Origin of the sequence: Streptomyces aurantiogriseus (assembly GCF_014649375.1) — a bacterium.
GTDB lineage: Bacteria > Actinomycetota > Actinomycetes > Streptomycetales > Streptomycetaceae > Streptomyces > Streptomyces aurantiogriseus.
This window is the reverse complement of record NZ_BMSX01000002.1, coordinates 239715-256583: the sequence shown is the minus strand read 5'-3', so window position 1 is coordinate 256583 and position 16869 is coordinate 239715. Positions and strand designations below refer to the sequence as shown.

At 71.2% G+C, this 16869-nt stretch carries 14 protein-coding genes; 10 read left to right on the top strand and 4 right to left on the bottom strand.

Going from position 1 to position 16869, the window contains the following annotated elements; all coding sequences use genetic code 11:
• Positions 1 to 171 precede the first annotated feature (171 nt).
• On the top strand, positions 172 to 1680 hold the full coding sequence (locus tag IE263_RS04645) for an MFS transporter (RefSeq protein ID WP_189932470.1): 1509 nt from the start codon (positions 172 to 174) through the stop codon (positions 1678 to 1680).
• A 78-nt stretch (positions 1681 to 1758) separates the two neighbouring features.
• Here IE263_RS04645 and IE263_RS04640 read toward each other — a convergent pair whose 3' ends face one another.
• A complete protein-coding gene (locus tag IE263_RS04640; RefSeq protein WP_229910793.1) occupies positions 1759 to 2517 on the bottom strand; it encodes a nuclear transport factor 2 family protein in 759 nt (252 codons plus the stop codon).
• Between the two features lie 103 nt (positions 2518 to 2620).
• Here IE263_RS04640 and IE263_RS04635 point away from each other — a divergent pair, with 103 nt between their 5' ends.
• The 6 genes from IE263_RS04635 to fdhD all read left to right on the top strand — a co-directional run bounded on the left by IE263_RS04635 (position 2621) and on the right by fdhD (position 10089).
• Complete coding sequence (locus IE263_RS04635) at positions 2621 to 3511, top strand: helix-turn-helix transcriptional regulator (protein ID WP_189932466.1); 891 nt, start codon at positions 2621 to 2623, stop codon at positions 3509 to 3511.
• 137 nt (positions 3512 to 3648) lie between these two features.
• Positions 3649 to 4620: a 2-dehydropantoate 2-reductase gene (locus tag IE263_RS04630; RefSeq protein ID WP_189932463.1), complete on the top strand. Its 972-nt coding sequence runs from the start codon at positions 3649 to 3651 to the stop codon at positions 4618 to 4620.
• Positions 4617 to 6545, top strand: coding sequence for a molybdopterin oxidoreductase family protein (locus IE263_RS04625; RefSeq protein WP_189932461.1), 1929 nt, complete (start codon positions 4617 to 4619; stop codon positions 6543 to 6545). The genes IE263_RS04630 and IE263_RS04625 overlap by 4 nt, the downstream gene beginning before the upstream one ends.
• A gap of 4 nt (positions 6546 to 6549) precedes the next feature.
• Entirely contained in the window at positions 6550 to 8376 is a 1827-nt protein-coding gene (locus IE263_RS04620; protein ID WP_189932459.1) for an NADH-ubiquinone oxidoreductase-F iron-sulfur binding region domain-containing protein, read from the top strand.
• On the top strand, positions 8373 to 9233 hold the full coding sequence (locus IE263_RS04615) for a 2Fe-2S iron-sulfur cluster-binding protein (protein ID WP_189932457.1): 861 nt from the start codon (positions 8373 to 8375) through the stop codon (positions 9231 to 9233). The genes IE263_RS04620 and IE263_RS04615 overlap by 4 nt, the downstream gene beginning before the upstream one ends.
• A gap of 7 nt (positions 9234 to 9240) precedes the next feature.
• On the top strand, positions 9241 to 10089 hold the full coding sequence (fdhD, locus tag IE263_RS04610) for a formate dehydrogenase accessory sulfurtransferase FdhD (RefSeq protein WP_189932456.1): 849 nt from the start codon (positions 9241 to 9243) through the stop codon (positions 10087 to 10089).
• A 119-nt stretch (positions 10090 to 10208) separates the two neighbouring features.
• Here fdhD and IE263_RS04605 read toward each other — a convergent pair whose 3' ends face one another.
• Positions 10209 to 10736 (bottom strand): isochorismatase family protein, encoded by a 528-nt coding sequence (locus tag IE263_RS04605; RefSeq protein WP_189932454.1) that lies wholly within the window; start codon positions 10734 to 10736, stop codon positions 10209 to 10211.
• Positions 10737 to 10755: 19 nt separating this feature from the next.
• Complete coding sequence (locus IE263_RS04600) at positions 10756 to 11193, bottom strand: MarR family winged helix-turn-helix transcriptional regulator (protein WP_189932452.1); 438 nt, start codon at positions 11191 to 11193, stop codon at positions 10756 to 10758.
• Between the two features lie 125 nt (positions 11194 to 11318).
• Here IE263_RS04600 and IE263_RS04595 point away from each other — a divergent pair, with 125 nt between their 5' ends.
• Positions 11319 to 12236 carry a quinone oxidoreductase family protein gene (locus IE263_RS04595; RefSeq protein ID WP_189932450.1) on the top strand — a complete coding sequence of 306 codons (918 nt, stop codon included), beginning with the start codon at positions 11319 to 11321 and terminating at the stop codon, positions 12234 to 12236.
• A gap of 229 nt (positions 12237 to 12465) precedes the next feature.
• On the opposite strand, the gene IE263_RS04590 is transcribed toward IE263_RS04595, so the two are convergent.
• Entirely contained in the window at positions 12466 to 13482 is a 1017-nt protein-coding gene (locus IE263_RS04590; protein WP_189933161.1) for a bile acid:sodium symporter family protein, read from the bottom strand.
• Positions 13483 to 13689: 207 nt separating this feature from the next.
• Between IE263_RS04590 and IE263_RS04585 the strand changes: the two genes are divergently transcribed.
• Together IE263_RS04585 and IE263_RS04580 are read left to right on the top strand one after the other, a co-directional pair.
• The gene (locus tag IE263_RS04585) at positions 13690 to 14607 is read left to right on the top strand and encodes a LysR substrate-binding domain-containing protein (protein WP_189932447.1); all 918 of its coding nucleotides are present in this window, start codon (positions 13690 to 13692) and stop codon (positions 14605 to 14607) included.
• A 353-nt stretch (positions 14608 to 14960) separates the two neighbouring features.
• Positions 14961 to 16787, top strand: coding sequence for an AMP-dependent synthetase/ligase (locus tag IE263_RS04580; RefSeq protein ID WP_189933160.1), 1827 nt, complete (start codon positions 14961 to 14963; stop codon positions 16785 to 16787).
• Positions 16788 to 16869 lie beyond the last annotated feature (82 nt).

The following is a 16869-nucleotide window of genomic DNA, read 5'->3' as shown; positions in this document are numbered from 1 at the left end:
CCCCCCCCCCCCCCCCCCCCCCCCCCCCCCCCCGGATCCAGCGCCGCAGAACCGCCCGGCTCACCGGTCAGCACAGCGGCCGGACCGCGTGACGAGCTCCAGCGACGCAGCCGTCCCGCTCCGCATCACCGACCTTTTCCGCCTCTTCCCCACCACCTCTGGAGTTCTGTCATGCCCAAAACCTCCACCGACACGGCCGGCAACGCCACCGTGTCCCCCCTCCCGTCCGCCGACGCACCGCCCCGTCACCGCTGGTGGATCCTCGCCGTCATCGGCCTGGCCCAGCTGATGGTGGTGCTGGACGCGACGATCGTGAACATCGCCCTGCCCTCCGCGCAGAAGGACCTGGGCTTCTCCGACGGAGACCGGCAGTGGGTCGTCACCGCCTACGCCCTCGCCTTCGGCAGCCTGCTCCTGCTCGGCGGCCGCATAGCCGATCTCTTCGGCCGCAAGATGACCTTCCTGGTCGGCCTGGTCGGCTTCGCCGGCGCCTCCGCCCTCGGCGGGGCCGCGACCAGCTTCGAGATGCTCATCGTCGCCCGCGCCGGACAGGGCCTGTTCGGCGCCCTGCTCGCCCCGGCCGCCCTCTCCCTGCTGACGACGACCTTCACCGACCCCAAGGAACGCGCCAAGGCCTTCGGTGTCTACGGCGCCATCGCCGGCGCCGGCGGGGCCATCGGCCTCCTCCTCGGCGGTGTACTGACCGAGCACCTCGACTGGCGCTGGACCCTCTACGTCAACCTCGCCTTCGCCGCCGTGGCCTTCGTCGGCGGCGTGATCCTGCTGCAGCGCACCACCCGCGACAAGAACGCCACCATCGACATCCCCGGCACCGTCCTGGTCACCGCCGGCCTGTTCAGCCTGGTCTACGGCTTCTCCAACGCCGAGAGCCACGACTGGAACTCCCCGGCGACCTGGGGCTTCCTGGCCGCCGGCGCCGTACTGCTCGCCGCGTTCACCTGGTGGCAGACCCGCGCCGCGCACCCCCTGCTGCCCCTGCGCGTCCTGCTCGACCGCAACCGCGGGGCCTCCTTCATCTCCGTACTGATCATCGGCGCCGGCATGTTCGGTGTCTTCCTCTTCCTCACCTACTACCTGCAGCAGAGCCTCGGCTACACCCCCATCAAGACCGGACTGGCCTTCCTCCCCATGGTCGCCGGACTGATGCTCACCTCCACCCTCGCCTCCACGGTGCTCGTCCCCCGCCTCGGCCCCAAGCCGGTCGTGCCGCTGGGCATGGGCCTCGCCGCCGCCGGCATGATCTGGCTCACCACCCTCGACCTGCACAGCAGCTACGCCACCGACATCCTGCCCCCGCTGGTCGTGGCGGGCCTCGGCCTCGGCCTGGTGATGGCCCCGGCCATGAGCCTGGCCACCGCCGGCGTGAGCGCCGAGGACTCCGGCGTCGCCTCGGCGGCCGTCAACACCATGCAGCAGGTCGGCGGCTCCCTCGGCACGGCCCTGCTCAACACCCTCTCCACCAGCGCCGCCACCGACTACCTCGTCGGCAAGAACCCCAAGGACCCCGCCGTCCTCGCCAACGCCGGACTCGAGGCCTACTCCACCGCCTACTGGTGGTCGGCCGCCTTCTTCGCCGCCGGCCTGGTCATCAGCGTGATCCTCTACCGCCGCGGCGTACCGGCCACCGACCCCGACGCAGCCCCCGTCGTGCACATGTGAGACCCCGGTCGGGGCCGCCTCGGCCCCGGCAGCACCGTGACGGCCCCGCCGGATGTCCGGCGGGGCCGTCACGGCACCTCAGAACAGGCCGTTGGCGTGCGGCAGTTCGGCCGGGACCGGGGCGATGACGTCCCAGTGCTCGACGATCCTTCCGTCGGCCACCCGGAACAGGTCCCAGTAGGCGACCGGCCCGCCGAACTCACCCTCGGACTGCAGCAGCACGAAGTCGCCCTCGGCGACGACCTTGTGGACCGTCCTGTAGACCAGGTTCTTGCCCTGCTCCGCCCACTGGGCGGCCGCGGCACCGAAGCCGTCCAGGCCGTCGGCGGCCTCGGGGTTGTGCTGGTGGTAGGTCTCGGTGGAGATGTAGTCGGTCAGCACCGAGTAGTCGGCGCCCTTGAGGACCTTCTCCGCGAACTCGGTGACGAGCTTGCGGTTGGCCTCCGTCCTGTCGAGGTCGCCGGGGGCGGCCGGACCGTCGGTCTGCGTGCGCCCGGAGGCCGTGTCCGTCACGACCGGGGTCAGCGCGTCCCAGTGCTCCGCCAGCTTGCCGTCCGCATCCACGCGGAACAGGTCGAAGGCCACCAGCGGCTGCAGCCCGAAGCCGTGGTACGTCCCGTGCAGCGCCACCAGGTCCCGGTCGGCGATCGCCCGGGCGCCCTCGTAACGGAAGCCCTCCGGCAGACCCGCCACCAGCTGCCGCAACGCCTCCGGACCGTCCGCGGCCAGGCTGCTGTGCTGACGGTAGTCAGCGGCCACCCAGCGGTCCACCGCGCTCGGGTCCATGTCCCCGAACAACTCACCCGCTGCCTTGAGAACGATGTCCTTGCTGGTCACCGCACGTCTCCCATCTGCGCATTCCGGTGACACCTTGCTCACCGGCCCGCAGTCCACTCTCCGGGCCCGGCGGGCTCGGCGCACGGTAGAGTCAGGTATGGCCATGGTCGAAACGGGACAGGCTCCGGTGCTCGAGCGGGGCTACCGCAACCCCACGCGGCCGGATCTGCGCCTGGAGGTCCTCACCTTCGCCGACCTCGTGCACCGTCTGCCGGGCGAGGAGTTCCGGCGGGTGCACCGGCTGGACTTCCATCACCTCGCCCTGGTCCACCGGGGCGAGGGCACCGGCATGGTCGACTTCGTCGCCCGCCCCTGCCGACCGGGAACCCTGCTGCACATCCGCCCCGGCCAGGTACAACGCCTGCCCACCACACCCGACGGCGCCCCCGCGGACCTGGACGCCACGATCGTTCTGTTCACCCCGGACTTCCCGCCCCGCCTCCCCGCGACCGTCCGGGTGACCGACGACCCCTTCGGCCCGGCCTGCCGGCAGCTCGGCCCCGACGACCACGACCGCTTCCGCCGCGCCATGACCGACCTCGCGGCCGAGTACGCCGGCCCCGCGGACCAGGACTCCGAGATCACCAAGGAACTCCTCCGCCACCTGCTGGCCGGGATCCTCCTGCGCATCGCCCGCCTCCGCTCCCCCGACTCCGGCCCCCGGACCCTCGCCCCGCAGGAGCCGTACCGCCTCTTCCAGCACGAGCTGGAGCGTTCCTTCGCCGACCTGCGCCAGGCCCACGACTACGCCGCCCGGCTCGGCTACTCCCTCAAGACCCTCAACCGCGCCTGCCAACGCGCCACCGGCCACACCGCCAAGCAGCTCATCGACGCCCGCGTCACCCTGGAGGCCAAGCGCCTGCTGGCCCACACCGACCTGCCCGTCGCCGCCATCAGCCACCGGCTCGGCTTCACCGAACCCACCAACTTCAGCAAGTACTTCACCCGCACGACCGGCCGGACTCCCGGCACCTTCCGCGACGCGCAGCGCTGAGCGGAGAGACCACCAGCGCCAGGGTGCGAACCGCCTGCGCGAACCCTTGCCGCCCCAACCTCCATACTGTAGACAATATTTCGTCGACAGTGTTCGGCAGTTCCTCGGTACCCTCGACCGAACGGAGCTCCCTCACCATGAAAGTGGCAGTCCTCGGCGCCGGTGCGATCGGCGCCTACGTCGGTGCCGCGCTCCACCGCGCCGGCGCCGATGTGCACCTCGTCGCCCGTGGACCGCATCTCGCGGCCATGAGGCGGCACGGGGTGCGGGTGCTCAGCCCGCGCGGCGACTTCACCGCCCACGCCCACGCCACCGACGACCCGGCCGAGATCGGGCCGGTCGACTTCGTCCTCCTCGGCCTGAAGGCCCACTCGTACGCGGCGTGCGGGCCGCTGATCGAGCCTCTGCTGCACGACACCACGGCGGTGGTCGCCGCCCAGAACGGCATCCCCTGGTGGTACTTCCACCGGCACGGCGGCCCCTACGACGGCCACCGCGTCGAGAGCGTGGACCCGGGCGGCGCGGTCAGTGCGGTGCTCGCACCCGAACGGGCCGTCGGCTGCGTGGTCTACGCCGCCACCGAACTCCAAGGGCCGGGCGTCGTACGGCACTTGGAAGGCACCCGGTTCTCGATCGGTGAGCCCGACCGCAGCGTCTCGGAGCGCTGCCTCACCTTCAGCGAGGCCATGAGGGCGGGCGGGCTGAAGTGCCCGGTGGAGCCCGGCCTGCGCAACGACATCTGGCTCAAGCTGCTGGGCAACATCTCCTTCAACCCGATCAGCGCACTCGCCCGCGCCACCATGCGGCAGATGTGCCTGCACGGCGGCACCCGCCAGGTCATCGAGACGATGATGCGCGAGACGCTCGCGGTCGCGGGGGCGCTCGGCTGCGAGGTGGGCGTCTCGATCGAACGCCGGCTCGCGGGCGCCGAGCGCGTCGGCGACCACCGCACCTCCACGCTCCAGGACCTGGAGCGGGGCAAGCCGCTCGAACTCGACGTCCTCCTCGCGGCCGTCGTCGAGTTGGCGGAGATCACCGGCGTCGAGGTGCCCACCCTGCGCACCGTGCACGCCATCTCGGACCTGCTCGCGCTGAGGAGCGCCGCATGAGGAGCACGAGGAACCGCGGACCGAAGACCTACACCCGGCTCACCCACCCGCTCGTTCGCGACTCCCGCGACGAGCCCTTCCGGCCGGCGAGCTGGGAGGAGGCACTGGACCGGGCCGCCCGGGGCCTGGCCGCCGCGCGCGGCGCGTTCGGCATGTTCTCCTGCGCCCGTGCGACCAATGAGATGAACTACGTGGCGCAGAAGTTCGCCCGGGTCGTCATGGGCACCAACAACGTCGACTCCTGCAACCGCACCTGTCACGCCCCCAGCGTCGCGGGCCTCTCGGCCGCCTTCGGCTCCGGCGGCGGGACGTCGTCGTACGAGGAGATCGAACACACGGACGTCATCGTGATGTGGGGGTCCAACGCCCGGTTCGCGCATCCGATCTTCTTCCAGCACGTACTGAAGGGGATCAGGAACGGCGGTCGGCTGTATGCAGTCGACCCGCGACGGACGTCCACCGCCGCGTGGGCGGAAAGCTGGCTCGGTCTCAACGTCGGCACCGACATCCCGATGGCCCACGCGATCGGCCGGGAGATCATCCACGCGGGACTCGCGAACCATGCGTTCATCGAGCGGGCGACCAGCGGTTTCGAGGAGTACAAGGCGCTGGTCGAGCCGTGGACGCTGTCGCTCGCCGAGAAGGTGACCGGCGTGCCGGCCGCCGCCGTACGGGAGGTGGCGCACGCCTACGCCCGCGCCGAGCGTGCCCAGCTGTGCTGGACCCTCGGCATCACCGAGCACCACAACGGCACCGACAACGTCCGCGCGCTGATCAACCTCTCCCTGCTCACCGGCCACGTCGGCCGCTACGGCTCGGGACTTCAGCCCCTGCGCGGCCAGAACAACGTCCAGGGCGGCGGCGACATGGGCGCGATCCCCAACCGTCTGCCCGGCTTCCAGGACGTCCTCGACCCGGACGTGCGGCTGAGGTTCGAGTCGGCCTGGGACACCGTCATCCAGCCGCACTACGGGCTGAACCTGACGGAGATGTTCGAGGCCATGGAGGACGGCACCCTGAAGGCCGTCTACTGCATCGGCGAGAACCCGGCGCAGTCGGAGGCCGACAGCGGGCAGGCCGTACGGCGCCTGAAGGCCCTGGACTTCCTCGTCGTCCAGGACATCTTCCTCACGAAGACGGCCGAGCTGGCCCACGTCGTGCTGCCGGCGACCGCCGGCTGGGCGGAGACCGAGGGGACGACCACCAACAGCGAGCGGCGGGTTCAGCGCGTACGCCGCGCGGTGACACCTCCCGGTGAGGCCCGCGAGGACATCGACATCCTCTGCGACCTGGCGGCCCGCCTCGGTCACGACTGGAAGTACGCCGACGCGGAGACCGTCTGGAACGAGCTGCGTTCGGTGTCGCCGGACCACTACGGGATGACGTACGACCGGCTGGAGGAGCACCAGGGCATCCAGTGGCCGTGCCCGAGCACCGAGCGGCTCGAACCCACCTATCTGCACGGCCGGTTGTGGGAGACCGAACCGGAGCGACGGGGCAGGCGAGCCCCGTTCGGGCTCGTGCAGCACGATCCGCCGGTCGACCTCACGGACGAGGAGTACCCGATCCGGCTGACGACCGGCAGGCGGCTCGACTCCTACAACACCGGTGTGCAGAGCGGCGGGTACGCCTCCCCGCTGCGGCGCGGCGAGTACGTCGAGCTGTGCCCGGAGGACGCCGAGCGCCACGGGGTCGTCGTCGGCGAGGAGGTCCGGGTGTCGTCGCGGCGCGGGTCCGTGGTGGCGCCGGTGTGGATCGACACCGCGCTGCGGCCCGGGCTCGCCTTCATGACCATGCACTTCCCCGACGAGGTGGACACCAACCAGCTGACGATCGAGGCCAACTGCCCGATCGCGGGCACGGCGGAGTTCAAGGCGTCGGCGATCCGGATCGAGAAACTCCCGGCTCCTACCTACGTGAGGTGACGGTGTGGACCTGCACTTCGGTGACAGCATGCCGACGGACGAGGAACGGGCGGCCGTCGACGCCCTGCTGGGACCTCCCGAGTCCTCGTGGGAGGGGGCGGCCCGCGAGGGGACGACGGCCGCCGACCTGAGGTGGGCGCGCGGCGGACGCCAGGCCCGGGACCGCCGCGACCTGCTGCTGCCGGGGCTGCACGCCCTCAACGACCGCGTCGGCTGGATCAGCGAGGGCGCCCTCGACTACCTGTGCCGGCGTCTGACCGTGCCGCCGGCGGAGGCGTACGGGGTGGCCACCTTCTACGCGATGTTCTCCGTAAAGCCCCGCCCCGCGACCGTCCTCCACGTCTGCACGGACCTCACGTGCACGGCCGCCGGCGCGAGGGAGCTGTGCGCCGGCCTCGAGTCCGGCCTCGGCCCCGGGGTCCACGTCGACCGCAGCCCCTGTCTCGGCCTGTGCGAACGCGCCCCGGCCACCCTCGCGATCAGGGCGGGCGATCCGGCGCGTACGGCGGTGTCGGCACCGGCGACCGTACGCGAGGCCGTGCTCGCCGCGACCGCGCCGGACTCGGCGCCGGAGGAACCGGCCGCGGTGTCGGCGGTCCCGCAGGCGGGGAGCGAGGGCCTCGTCCTGCTGAGCCGCGTCGGTGTCGTCGACCCCGCGTCCCTCGACGACTACCGCGCCCACGGCGGCTACTCGGCCCTGCGCCGCGCCTTCGCGCTCGGCCCCGCCGGTGTCATCCGCGAGGTCACCGACTCGGGGCTGGTCGGGCGCGGCGGTGCCGCCTTTCCCACCGGCCGCAAGTGGCAGGCCACGGCGTCCCAGCCCGACCATCCGCACTACCTGGTGTGCAACGCGGACGAGTCCGAGCCGGGCACCTTCAAGGACCGGGTGCTGATGGAGGGCGACCCGTACGCGCTCGTCGAGGCGATGACGATCGCTGCGTATGCGATCGGCGGGCACCAGGGATACCTGTATGTCCGCGGCGAGTATCCGCGAGCGATACACCGTATGCAATATGCGGTCGACCAGGCGCGTGCCCGCGGTCTGCTCGGCGACGACATCCTCGGCCAGGGCTACGCCTTCGACATCGAGATCCGGCGGGGCGCCGGCGCCTACATCTGCGGCGAGGAGACGGCCCTGTTCAACTCCATCGAGGGCTACCGGGGCGAGCCGCGCTCGAAGCCGCCGTTCCCGGTGGAGAAGGGCCTGTTCGGCAAGCCGACGGTCGAGAACAACGTGGAGACGCTGGTCAACGTCCTGCCGATCCTGACCATGGGCGCGCCGGCGTACGCCGCGATCGGCACGGCGAAGTCGACCGGCCCGAAGCTGTTCTGCGTGTCGGGCAGTGTGGCGCGCCCCGGCGTCTACGAGGTGCCCTTCGGCGCGACACTGGGCGAGCTCCTCGCGCGGGCCGGCGTCCGCGACCGGCTGCGCGCGGTGCTGCTCGGCGGGGCGGCCGGCGGCTTCGTACGGCCCGACGAGATGGACATCCCCCTCACCTTCGAGGGCACCCGCGCGGCGGGCGCGACCCTCGGATCCGGTGTCGTCATGGCCTTCGACGACACGGTCCCGCTTCCCCGGCTCCTTCTGCGGATCGCCGAGTTCTTCCGGGACGAGTCGTGCGGGCAGTGCGTTCCGTGCCGGGTCGGGACCGTGCGACAGGAGGAGGTGCTGCACCGGATCGCGCAGCGCACGGGCGCGGCCGCCGCCGATGACATCGCCCTGCTCAGGGAGGTCGGCCGGGCGATGCGGGACGCCTCGATCTGCGGTCTGGGACAGACCGCGTGGAACGCCGTGGAATCCGCCATCGACCGCTTGGGGGCGTACGAATGACCGTGACACCGCTGGGGATCCCCCGTCGGCTGCTGGAGTTCACGATCGACGGCGAGCCGGTTCGCGCGCCCGAGGGGTCGACGATTCTCGACGCCTGCCGGGCCGCCGGGAAGGACGTGCCGACCCTCTGCCAGGGCGACACGCTCACCCCGAAGAACGCCTGCCGCGTCTGCGTCGTGGAGGTCGAGGGATCCCGCACCCTCGTCCCCGCCTGCTCCCGCAGGGCGGAGCCCGGTATGCAGGTCCGCACCGACACCGAGCGCGCCCGGCACAGCCGCAGGATCGTCCTGGAACTGCTCGCGTCCTCGGTCGATCTGTCCACGACACCCGGCGTCGCGGAATGGATCAAGGAGTACGAGGCGAAGCCGGACCGCTTCGGCCCGGACGCGGCCCGCCTCAACGAGGAACCCAGGATCGACAACGACCTGTACGTCCGTGACTACGACAAGTGCATCCTGTGCTACAAGTGCGTCGACGCCTGCGGTGACCAGTGGCAGAACACCTTCGCGATCTCCGTCTCGGGGCGTGGCTTCGACGCCCGGATCGCCGTCGAGCACGACGCGCCCCTGACCGACTCGGCGTGCGTGTACTGCGGGAACTGCATCGAGGTGTGTCCGACGGGGGCGCTGTCGTTCAAGTCGGAGTTCGACCGGCGGTCGGCCGGAACGTGGGACGAAGCGGCACAGACCCAGACGACGACCGTGTGCGCGTACTGCGGAGTGGGCTGCAACCTGACGCTCCACGTGCAGGACAATGAGATCGTGAAGGTCACCTCGCCGCACGACAACCCGGTGACCCACGGCAACCTCTGCATCAAGGGCCGCTTCGGCTACCAGCACGTACAGAACCGGGGCTGATCACGACATGGGACGAGTCACCGAACGCCGCAAGGTGCTCCGCATACGCGACGGAGTGGTCTCCAGCCGGCCGGACACGCTGGTCGCCGAGGAGCCGCTGGAGATCCGGCTCAACGGCAAGCCGCTCGCCATCACCATGCGCACGCCCGGTGACGACTTCGCGCTGGCCGCCGGATTCCTGGTCAGCGAGGGTGTCCTGGCTGCGGCATCCGATCTGCTGAATATTGTCTACTGTGCGGGCGCGACGGTGGACGGCTCGAACACCTACAACGTCGTCGATGTGAAGACCGCCTCCGGCGTCATGATCCCCGACATCACCCTCGAGCGGAACGTCTACACGACCTCGTCCTGCGGCCTGTGCGGCAAGGCGAGCCTGGACGCCGTGCGGACTACGGCCCGCTGGCCGATCGCCGACACTCCCCCGCTCCGGCTCCGACCGGAGCTGCTCGCGAGCCTCCCCGACCGGCTGCGCGCGGCCCAGCGCGTCTTCGACCGGACCGGGGGCCTGCATGCGGCGGCACTGTTCTCGGAGGACGGCGAGCTGCTGGACGTCCGGGAGGACGTCGGCCGGCACAACGCGGTCGACAAGCTGGTCGGCCGCGCCCTGCAGAACGGGCAGCTGCCGCTGTCCCGCACGATCCTGCTGGTCTCGGGCCGGGCCTCCTTCGAGCTGGCACAGAAGGCCGTGATGGCGGGCATCCCGGTGCTCGCGGCCGTATCGGCGCCCTCCTCGCTGGCGGTGGACCTGGCCGCGGAGACCGGCCTGACACTGGTGGGTTTCCTGCGGGGCAGTTCCATGAACGTGTACGCGGGTGAGGACCGCATCGCCCTGCGGGCCGCGGCCACCCGGGGCTGAGGCGGCTGCCCGCGGCACGGCGGCGGGGCCCCGACCGGCGGGGAGCGCCCCCTGCGCCGCAGGGGCCCCGTCTCAGCCCTCCCCCGGAGCCCTCCGGGCTCCCCGGCCTCGAACCGCGCCTACCCGGCCACGAACCGCACGTCACCCGCCCGCACGACCGACCCCAGTCGCGGGAAGTCGAGCCGCACCGACGCCTCGTGCTCGGCGCCGGTGAGCGCGGCCGTCGCGTCCTCGACGAAAACGAGGTCGTAGCCGAGGTCGCCTGCGGCGCGGGCGGTGGATTCGACGCCGAGGTTGGTGGCGATGCCGCCGAACACCACAGTGGTGATGCCGCGCCGGCGCAGGAGCTCGTCCAGGCCCGTGCCCTGGAAACCGCCGACGGTCCGCTTGACGACCTCGAGGTCGCCCTCGTGCAGCAGCCCGTGAACCAGACCGCTGCCGGGCGGCTGCTCGGCGACGCCGGGGCGTTTCGTGCGGACGAGGACGACGAGCGCTCCGGCCGCACGGAAGGTGTCCGCCAGCTCCTCGGCGACGGCGAGCACGTCGGCGCCCTTGCGGGGCTCCAGGGGCAGCGCGACGATCCGGTCCATCAGATCGACGAGGACGAGGGCGGTGTGCGCGGGGTCCAGCGCGAGGGGTGCGGTCATGACGGAACGTTATCCCCCGTCAGCCGTCCGTGCCGGAAATCCGGATCAACAGGTCCATGAACTGGTCGCGCTCGGCCGCGGAGAGCGGGGCGAGCAGCGCGTCGTTGGCCTCGCGGGCGACCTTCTCGCAGCGCCGCAGCAGCCGTTCGCCCTCCTCGGTGAGCGAGACCGCGTTCTTGCGGCGGTCCTTCGGGTCCGGCTCCCGCACGGCGAGGCCGGCGGCCTGGAGGTCGTTGAGGATGCCCACCAGGTCCTTGGGGTCGAGCCCGACGCTGCGGCCGAGGTCGGCCTGGGCGACGGGGGCGAGGTCACGGACGGCGGAGAGCACCACGTGGTGCCACATCCGCATACCCTCCGCCGCCAGTGCCTCGGCGACAAGGGCGCGCCCGCGAGCGGCGGCCCGGCCGAGCAGCCAGCTGGGCAGGGCGCGAATGAAGGGAAGGGGTGCGTCGGCCATGGGGGCAGCGTAGCGACAAGTCGTTGGACTTCCCCATGAACACGGAATACCGTGGGGGCCACCAATGAATTCATAGGGATTTCCAACGAGTGCTCATGGGGCTCCCGGTGACCTCTGGAGGTGCGATGCGCCGCGTTCGCTACGACTCCCCTGGCGGCCCCCTGTCCCTGGAGGAGGCGCCCGTCCCCGCACCCGCCGCCGGCGAGCTCCTCGTCCGCTGCGAGGCCGTCGGTGTCACCCTGCCCGTCGTCCGCAAGGTCACCGAGGCCGCCGAGCCGGTCCCGCTCGGGGGCGAGGTCGCCGGGGAGGTCATGGCCGTCGGCGAGAGAGTCAGCCGCTTCCGGGTCGGCGAACGCGTCACAGGCCTCTGCTTCGGTCACGGCTACGCCGACTTCGCCCTCCTGCACGAGACCATGACCTCCCCGGTCCCGGACACCGCGAGCGCCGTCGACGCGGTCGCGCTGGTCCGCAGCGGCCTGGTCGCCCTCGGTGCCCTGTCGGCCGCACGGCCCGCACCCGGCGAAGCGGCCCTCGTCACGGCCGCGGCGAGCGGCGTCGGCCACCTCGCCGTGCAACTCGCCCGCACGCGCGGCGCGTCCCGGGTCGTGGGCGCCGTCTCCGACCCGGCGAAGGCGGCCTTCGTGAGCACCCTGGGCGCGGACGAGGTCGTCATCTACGACCACGAGGACTGGGGAGAGCCTGTCGACTACATCCTGGATGCAGTCGGCGGCGAACTGCTCACCGCCGCCGTGGCGGCCCTCGCCCCCAGCGGGCGGCTCGTGGCGTACAGCTCGGGCGGCGGGACGATCCGGGCATACGATCTGCTCGTCGGCGCCAAGTCGGTGATCGGCTTCCAGATGGGGCTGATCGCCCGCGGACAGCCGGACGTCTACGAACGGTGGCGCCAGGAGCTCTGGCAACTGTTCGCGGGAGGCGCGCTCAAGCCCGCCGTACACGCAGAGTTCGCACTGGAGGACGCGGCGAAGGCGCACGAGGTGATCGCGTCGCGGTCCAATCTCGGCAAGGTCGTCCTGGTGCCGTGAGGGCCGTCGCTCCTGGGGTCGGTCTGGTGCCGGCACTGGTTCTCGGGGCGGTGCGCTCAGTGGCGTCGGTCCACGGGATACTGCCGACCACACATTATCCGGTCGACTGCATACGACATGCCGTCGACCGGCGCACGCCCTCGCCCGCCGCTGCCGCAACGCCAGACGACGGCCTACACCTGGCTGGACCCTCTGCACCTGGCTGGACTCTGCGACCGCGACGGAGAGCTCAGCGCGAACGTGGCGCTGCGTCGACCGCGGTTCGTGACGCCGCGGCCGTAGCCGGCGCGTTGTCGGCCGGCGACTCGGGGTCGCGAGCCCGGCGCTTGGCGATCACGGCGCACACCATGAGCTGCATCTGGTGGAAGAGCATCAGCGGCAGGACGGCGAGGGAGGCGTGCGCGCCGAACAGGACGCTCGCCATGGGCAGTCCGGAGGCGAGGGACTTCTTCGAACCCGCGAACTGGATCGCGATCCGGTCCTCGCGGTCGAACCGCAGCGCCCTGGCGCCGTACCAGGTCAGCGCCAGCATCACGGCGAGCAGGACGGCCTCGACGACCAGCAGCCCGGCGAGCCGGACGGGGCTCACCTGGTGCCAGATGCCCTGGACCATGCCCTCACTGAACGCGGTGTAGACGACGAGGAGGATCGAGCCGCGGTCGACGTATCCGAGGACCTTCTTGTGCCGGGCGACGAAGCCGCCGATCCAGCGGCGCAGCAGCTGGCCCGCCACGAACGGCACAAGCAGCTGCAGCACGATCTCCACGAGGGAGTCCGTGGAGAAGCCGCCTCCGGTGCTGCCGAGCAGCGCGGCCGCCAGCAGCGGGGTGACGACGATGCCGACCAGGGAGGAGAAGGAGCCCGCGCAGATCGCCGCGGGCACGTTGCCGCGGGCGATCGAGGTGAAGGCGATCGACGACTGGATGGTCGAGGGGACCAGGGTGAGGAACAGCAGCCCCTGGTAGAGCGGATCGGTGAGGAACACCGGGACGAGACCCCGGGCGGCCAGACCCAGCACCGGGAAGATCACGAACGTGCAGGCGAGGACCGTGACGTGCAGCCGCCAGTGCTTCAGGCCGTCCAGCGCCTCCCGGGTGGACAGGCGGGCGCCGTACAGGAAGAAGAGGAAGGCGATCGCGGCCGTGGAGGCGCCGGAGGCCACGTCGGCGGCGGCGCCGCGCGCCGGGAGGAGCGCCGCGAGGCCCACCGTCCCGAGCAGCAGCAGGATGTACGGGTCGATCGGCATCCAACTCGGCCAACGCAGGCGTTTCACGGTGCTCCACTTGCTCGGTGTGCTTCGTTCTGCTCGGTGTGCTCGGTGTGCTTCGTTCGTTCACAGTGCGGTGGGCCCGGAGAGCCCCTCTCCATCGTCCTCCTCACCCAGGTGATCGGGAATCGGTCATACCGCTCTGACTGCCATCATGAATCGCGATAAGCGGCTAGCGTGGTCGGCATGTACGACCCCGCCCACCTGCGCACCTTCCTGGCGGTCGCCCAGACCCTCAGCTTCACCCAGGCCGCCCGGCGGCTCGGGCTGCGCCAGTCCACGGTCAGCCAGCACGTACGGCGTCTGGAGGACGCGGCCGGGCGGACACTGTTCTCCCGGGACACGCACTCCGTGGAGCTGACGGAGGACGGCGAGGCGATGCTCGGTTTCGCGCGCCGGATCCTGGAGGTGCACGAGCAGGCCACGGCGTTCTTCACCGGCACCCGGCTGCGCGGCCGACTGCGCTTCGGCGCTTCCGAGGACTTCGTGCTGACCCGGCTGCCGGAGATCCTGGAGGGCTTCCGTCACGACCACCCCGAGGTCGACCTGGAGCTGACGGTGGAACTGTCCGGCACACTGCACGAGCAACTGGCGGCCGGGAAGCTGGACCTGGTGCTGGCCAAGCGGCGGCCCGAGGACCCGCGGGGTGAGCTGGTCTGGCACGACGAGCTGGTGTGGATCGGTGCGGAACGACTGCGTCTGGACGGCGACCGGCCGGTCCCGCTCATCGTGTTCCCGCCGCCGGGCATCACCCGGGCCCTCGCCCTGGAGGCGCTGGAGCGGCAGGGGCGGGCATGGCGGATCGTGTGCACGAGCGGCAGCCTCAACGGCCTCATCGCGGCGGCCCGCGCGGGCCTGGGCGTGATGGCGCACTCGCGCGGCCTGATCCCGCCCGGCCTGGTCCGGGTCCCCGACCGGTCGGGCCTGCCGGAGCTGGGCCGGGTGGACTTCGTCCTGGTCCACGGCCGGCGCCGTACGTCCGCCCAGGGCGCCGCGGACGCGCTGGCGGCGGCGATCCTGGCGGGCGGCGACCGGCTGCACCGGCGGGGTGCGGCGGGGCCCGGCCGACGGATCGGTCCCCAGACAGTCGGCGACGAAGGCTGAGCCGACGGCACACGGCACACGGCACACGGCAGATTGCATACCGCCTACGACAACGCGCCAACGTAACGGAATCAGTACTTCCGGCGCTGTCCGAAGAGAGGACTCCGACGCGGAGCCGACCCTCCCCGCAGAGGTCGGGCAGCGTAAGCGGGTCGGGCAGATTCGGTGGAGATTACGGCACCGAAACTTACTCAACCGTCAGTTTTCTGTCCGACCCTTCCGCATGTGAGCCCATTTTCCTGCACTGACCAGCCCAGACGAGAGCATCGCTCGCTTTCCCGCCCTCTCCCGCCCCGCCCGGGCGTGGGGTAGCTTTCACGGCGCTGCGCGGCATGAGAAGCGGGGTGCGGGATTTGCGCGAGTTCTCCAACCCTCCGTTGGCGTTGGCACCGCCGGTGGGCGGACTGGCCGACGTCGTCTTCCAGCACGCCCAGGACGACCCCCACCACATCGCGCTGGGCCGCAAGGACGAGCAGGGCGAGTGGCGGGACGTGACCACCGCCGAGTTCCGCGACGAGGTGCTCGCCCTCGCCAAGGGGCTGCTCGCCCAGGGCGTCCGCTTCGGCGACCGCGTCGCGATCATGTCTCGCACCCGCTACGAGTGGACCCTCTTCGACTTCGCCCTGTGGACCATCGGCGCCCAGGTGGTTCCCGTCTACCCGACCTCCTCGGCCGAGCAGTGCTTCTGGATGCTGTACGACGCCGAGGTCACGGCCGCGGTGGTGGAGCACGAGGACCACGCGATGACGATCGCCACCGTCATCGACCGCCTCCCCCAGTTGCGCCGCCTGTGGCAGCTGGACTCGGGGTGTGTGCAGGAGCTGTACGACGCCGGCGCCGCCATCGAGGACGACGTGGTGCACCGGCACCGGGAGGCGGTCACGCCGGACTCGGTCGCCACGATCATCTACACCTCCGGCACGACCGGCCGCCCCAAGGGCTGTCTCCTCTCGCACGGCAACTTCATGTTCGAGGCGGACACCGTCATCCAGCGCTGGGAGCCGGTGTTCCACTCCAAGAAGGGCGACGAGGCGGCGACCCTGCTGTTCCTGCCGCTCGCGCACGTCTTCGGGCGGATGGTGCAGATCGCCGCGATCCGCGGCAAGGTCCGCTTCGGCCACCAGCCCCAGATGCAGGCGGCCGCCCTGCTGCCCGATCTGGCCGCGTTCCGGCCGACGTTCTTCCTGGCCGTGCCCTACATCTTCGAGAAGGTCTTCAACGCGGCCCGTCGCAAGGCCGAGCGAGAGGGGAAGGCCGGGCCGTTCGAGAAGGCCGTGGACATCGCCGTGAACTACGCGGAGGCGGTGGAGGCGAAGGCCTGGGGCATCGGGCCCGGGCCGTCGGCGGGCCTGCGCATGCAGCATCAGCTGTTCGACAAACTCGTCTACTCCAAGATGCGCGCCGCGATGGGCGGCCGCGTCCGGCACGCCATGTCCGGCGGCTCCGCGATGGACCGCAGGCTCGGCCTGTTCTTCGCCGGCGCGGGCGTGCAGATCTACGAGGGCTACGGCCTGACGGAGTCGACGGCGGCCGCGACCGCCAACCCGCCCGGCCGCACCCGCTACGGCACCGTCGGCCGGCCCATCCCCGGCATGACCGTGCACATCGCGGACGACGGCGAGATCTGGCTGCACGGCGACAACGTCTTCCAGGGCTACCTCAACAACCCCAAGGCCACCGACGAGACCCTGCACGACGGCTGGCTGGCCACCGGCGATCTCGGCTCCCTCGACGAGGACGGCTACCTCACCATCACCGGCCGCAAGAAGGAGATCCTCGTCACGTCCGGCGGCAAAAGCGTTTCGCCGGGGCTGCTGGAGGAACGCGTACGGGACCACCCGCTGGTGAACCAGTGCATCGTCGTCGGCAACGACAGGCCGTTCGTCGCCGCCCTGGTCACCCTCGACCAGGAGGCCGTCGAACACTGGCTGCAGATGCGCGGCAAACCGCAGCTGACACCGGCCGAGCTGGTGCGCGATCCCGACCTGGAGACCGAGGTGCGGCGGGCCGTGGTCGCCGCCAACACACTGGTCTCGCAGGCCGAGTCGATCCGCACCTTCCGTATCCTCGCCCAGCCGTTCACCGAGGAGCACGGACTGCTCACCCCGTCACTGAAGCTGAAGCGCAAGGCCATCGAGAACACGTACGCCAACGAGGTCGACGCGCTGTACCGCACCTGAGGTCCGGGGGTACGAATTCGGGGGTCAGGAATGCATCACGCGTCGTGATCGTTGACGATGGGAGCACCACTTGACGGACAAC

What these genes read in the sequence shown, in the direction of transcription:
- IE263_RS04645 (WP_189932470.1), top strand. Translation starts at nt 172, where the DNA reads ATGCCCAAAACCTCCACCGACACGGCCGGCAACGCCACCGTGTCCCCC.
- IE263_RS04635 (WP_189932466.1), top strand. Translation starts at nt 2,621, where the DNA reads ATGGTCGAAACGGGACAGGCTCCGGTGCTCGAGCGGGGCTACCGCAAC.
- IE263_RS04630 (WP_189932463.1), top strand. Translation starts at nt 3,649, where the DNA reads ATGAAAGTGGCAGTCCTCGGCGCCGGTGCGATCGGCGCCTACGTCGGT.
- IE263_RS04625 (WP_189932461.1), top strand. Translation starts at nt 4,617, where the DNA reads ATGAGGAGCACGAGGAACCGCGGACCGAAGACCTACACCCGGCTCACC.
- IE263_RS04615 (WP_189932457.1), top strand. Translation starts at nt 8,373, where the DNA reads ATGACCGTGACACCGCTGGGGATCCCCCGTCGGCTGCTGGAGTTCACG.
- fdhD (WP_189932456.1), top strand. Translation starts at nt 9,241, where the DNA reads ATGGGACGAGTCACCGAACGCCGCAAGGTGCTCCGCATACGCGACGGA.
- IE263_RS04605 (WP_189932454.1), bottom strand. Translation starts at nt 10,736, where the DNA reads ATGACCGCACCCCTCGCGCTGGACCCCGCGCACACCGCCCTCGTCCTC.
- IE263_RS04600 (WP_189932452.1), bottom strand. Translation starts at nt 11,193, where the DNA reads ATGGCCGACGCACCCCTTCCCTTCATTCGCGCCCTGCCCAGCTGGCTG.
- IE263_RS04595 (WP_189932450.1), top strand. Translation starts at nt 11,319, where the DNA reads ATGCGCCGCGTTCGCTACGACTCCCCTGGCGGCCCCCTGTCCCTGGAG.
- IE263_RS04590 (WP_189933161.1), bottom strand. Translation starts at nt 13,482, where the DNA reads ATGCCGATCGACCCGTACATCCTGCTGCTGCTCGGGACGGTGGGCCTC.
- IE263_RS04585 (WP_189932447.1), top strand. Translation starts at nt 13,690, where the DNA reads ATGTACGACCCCGCCCACCTGCGCACCTTCCTGGCGGTCGCCCAGACC.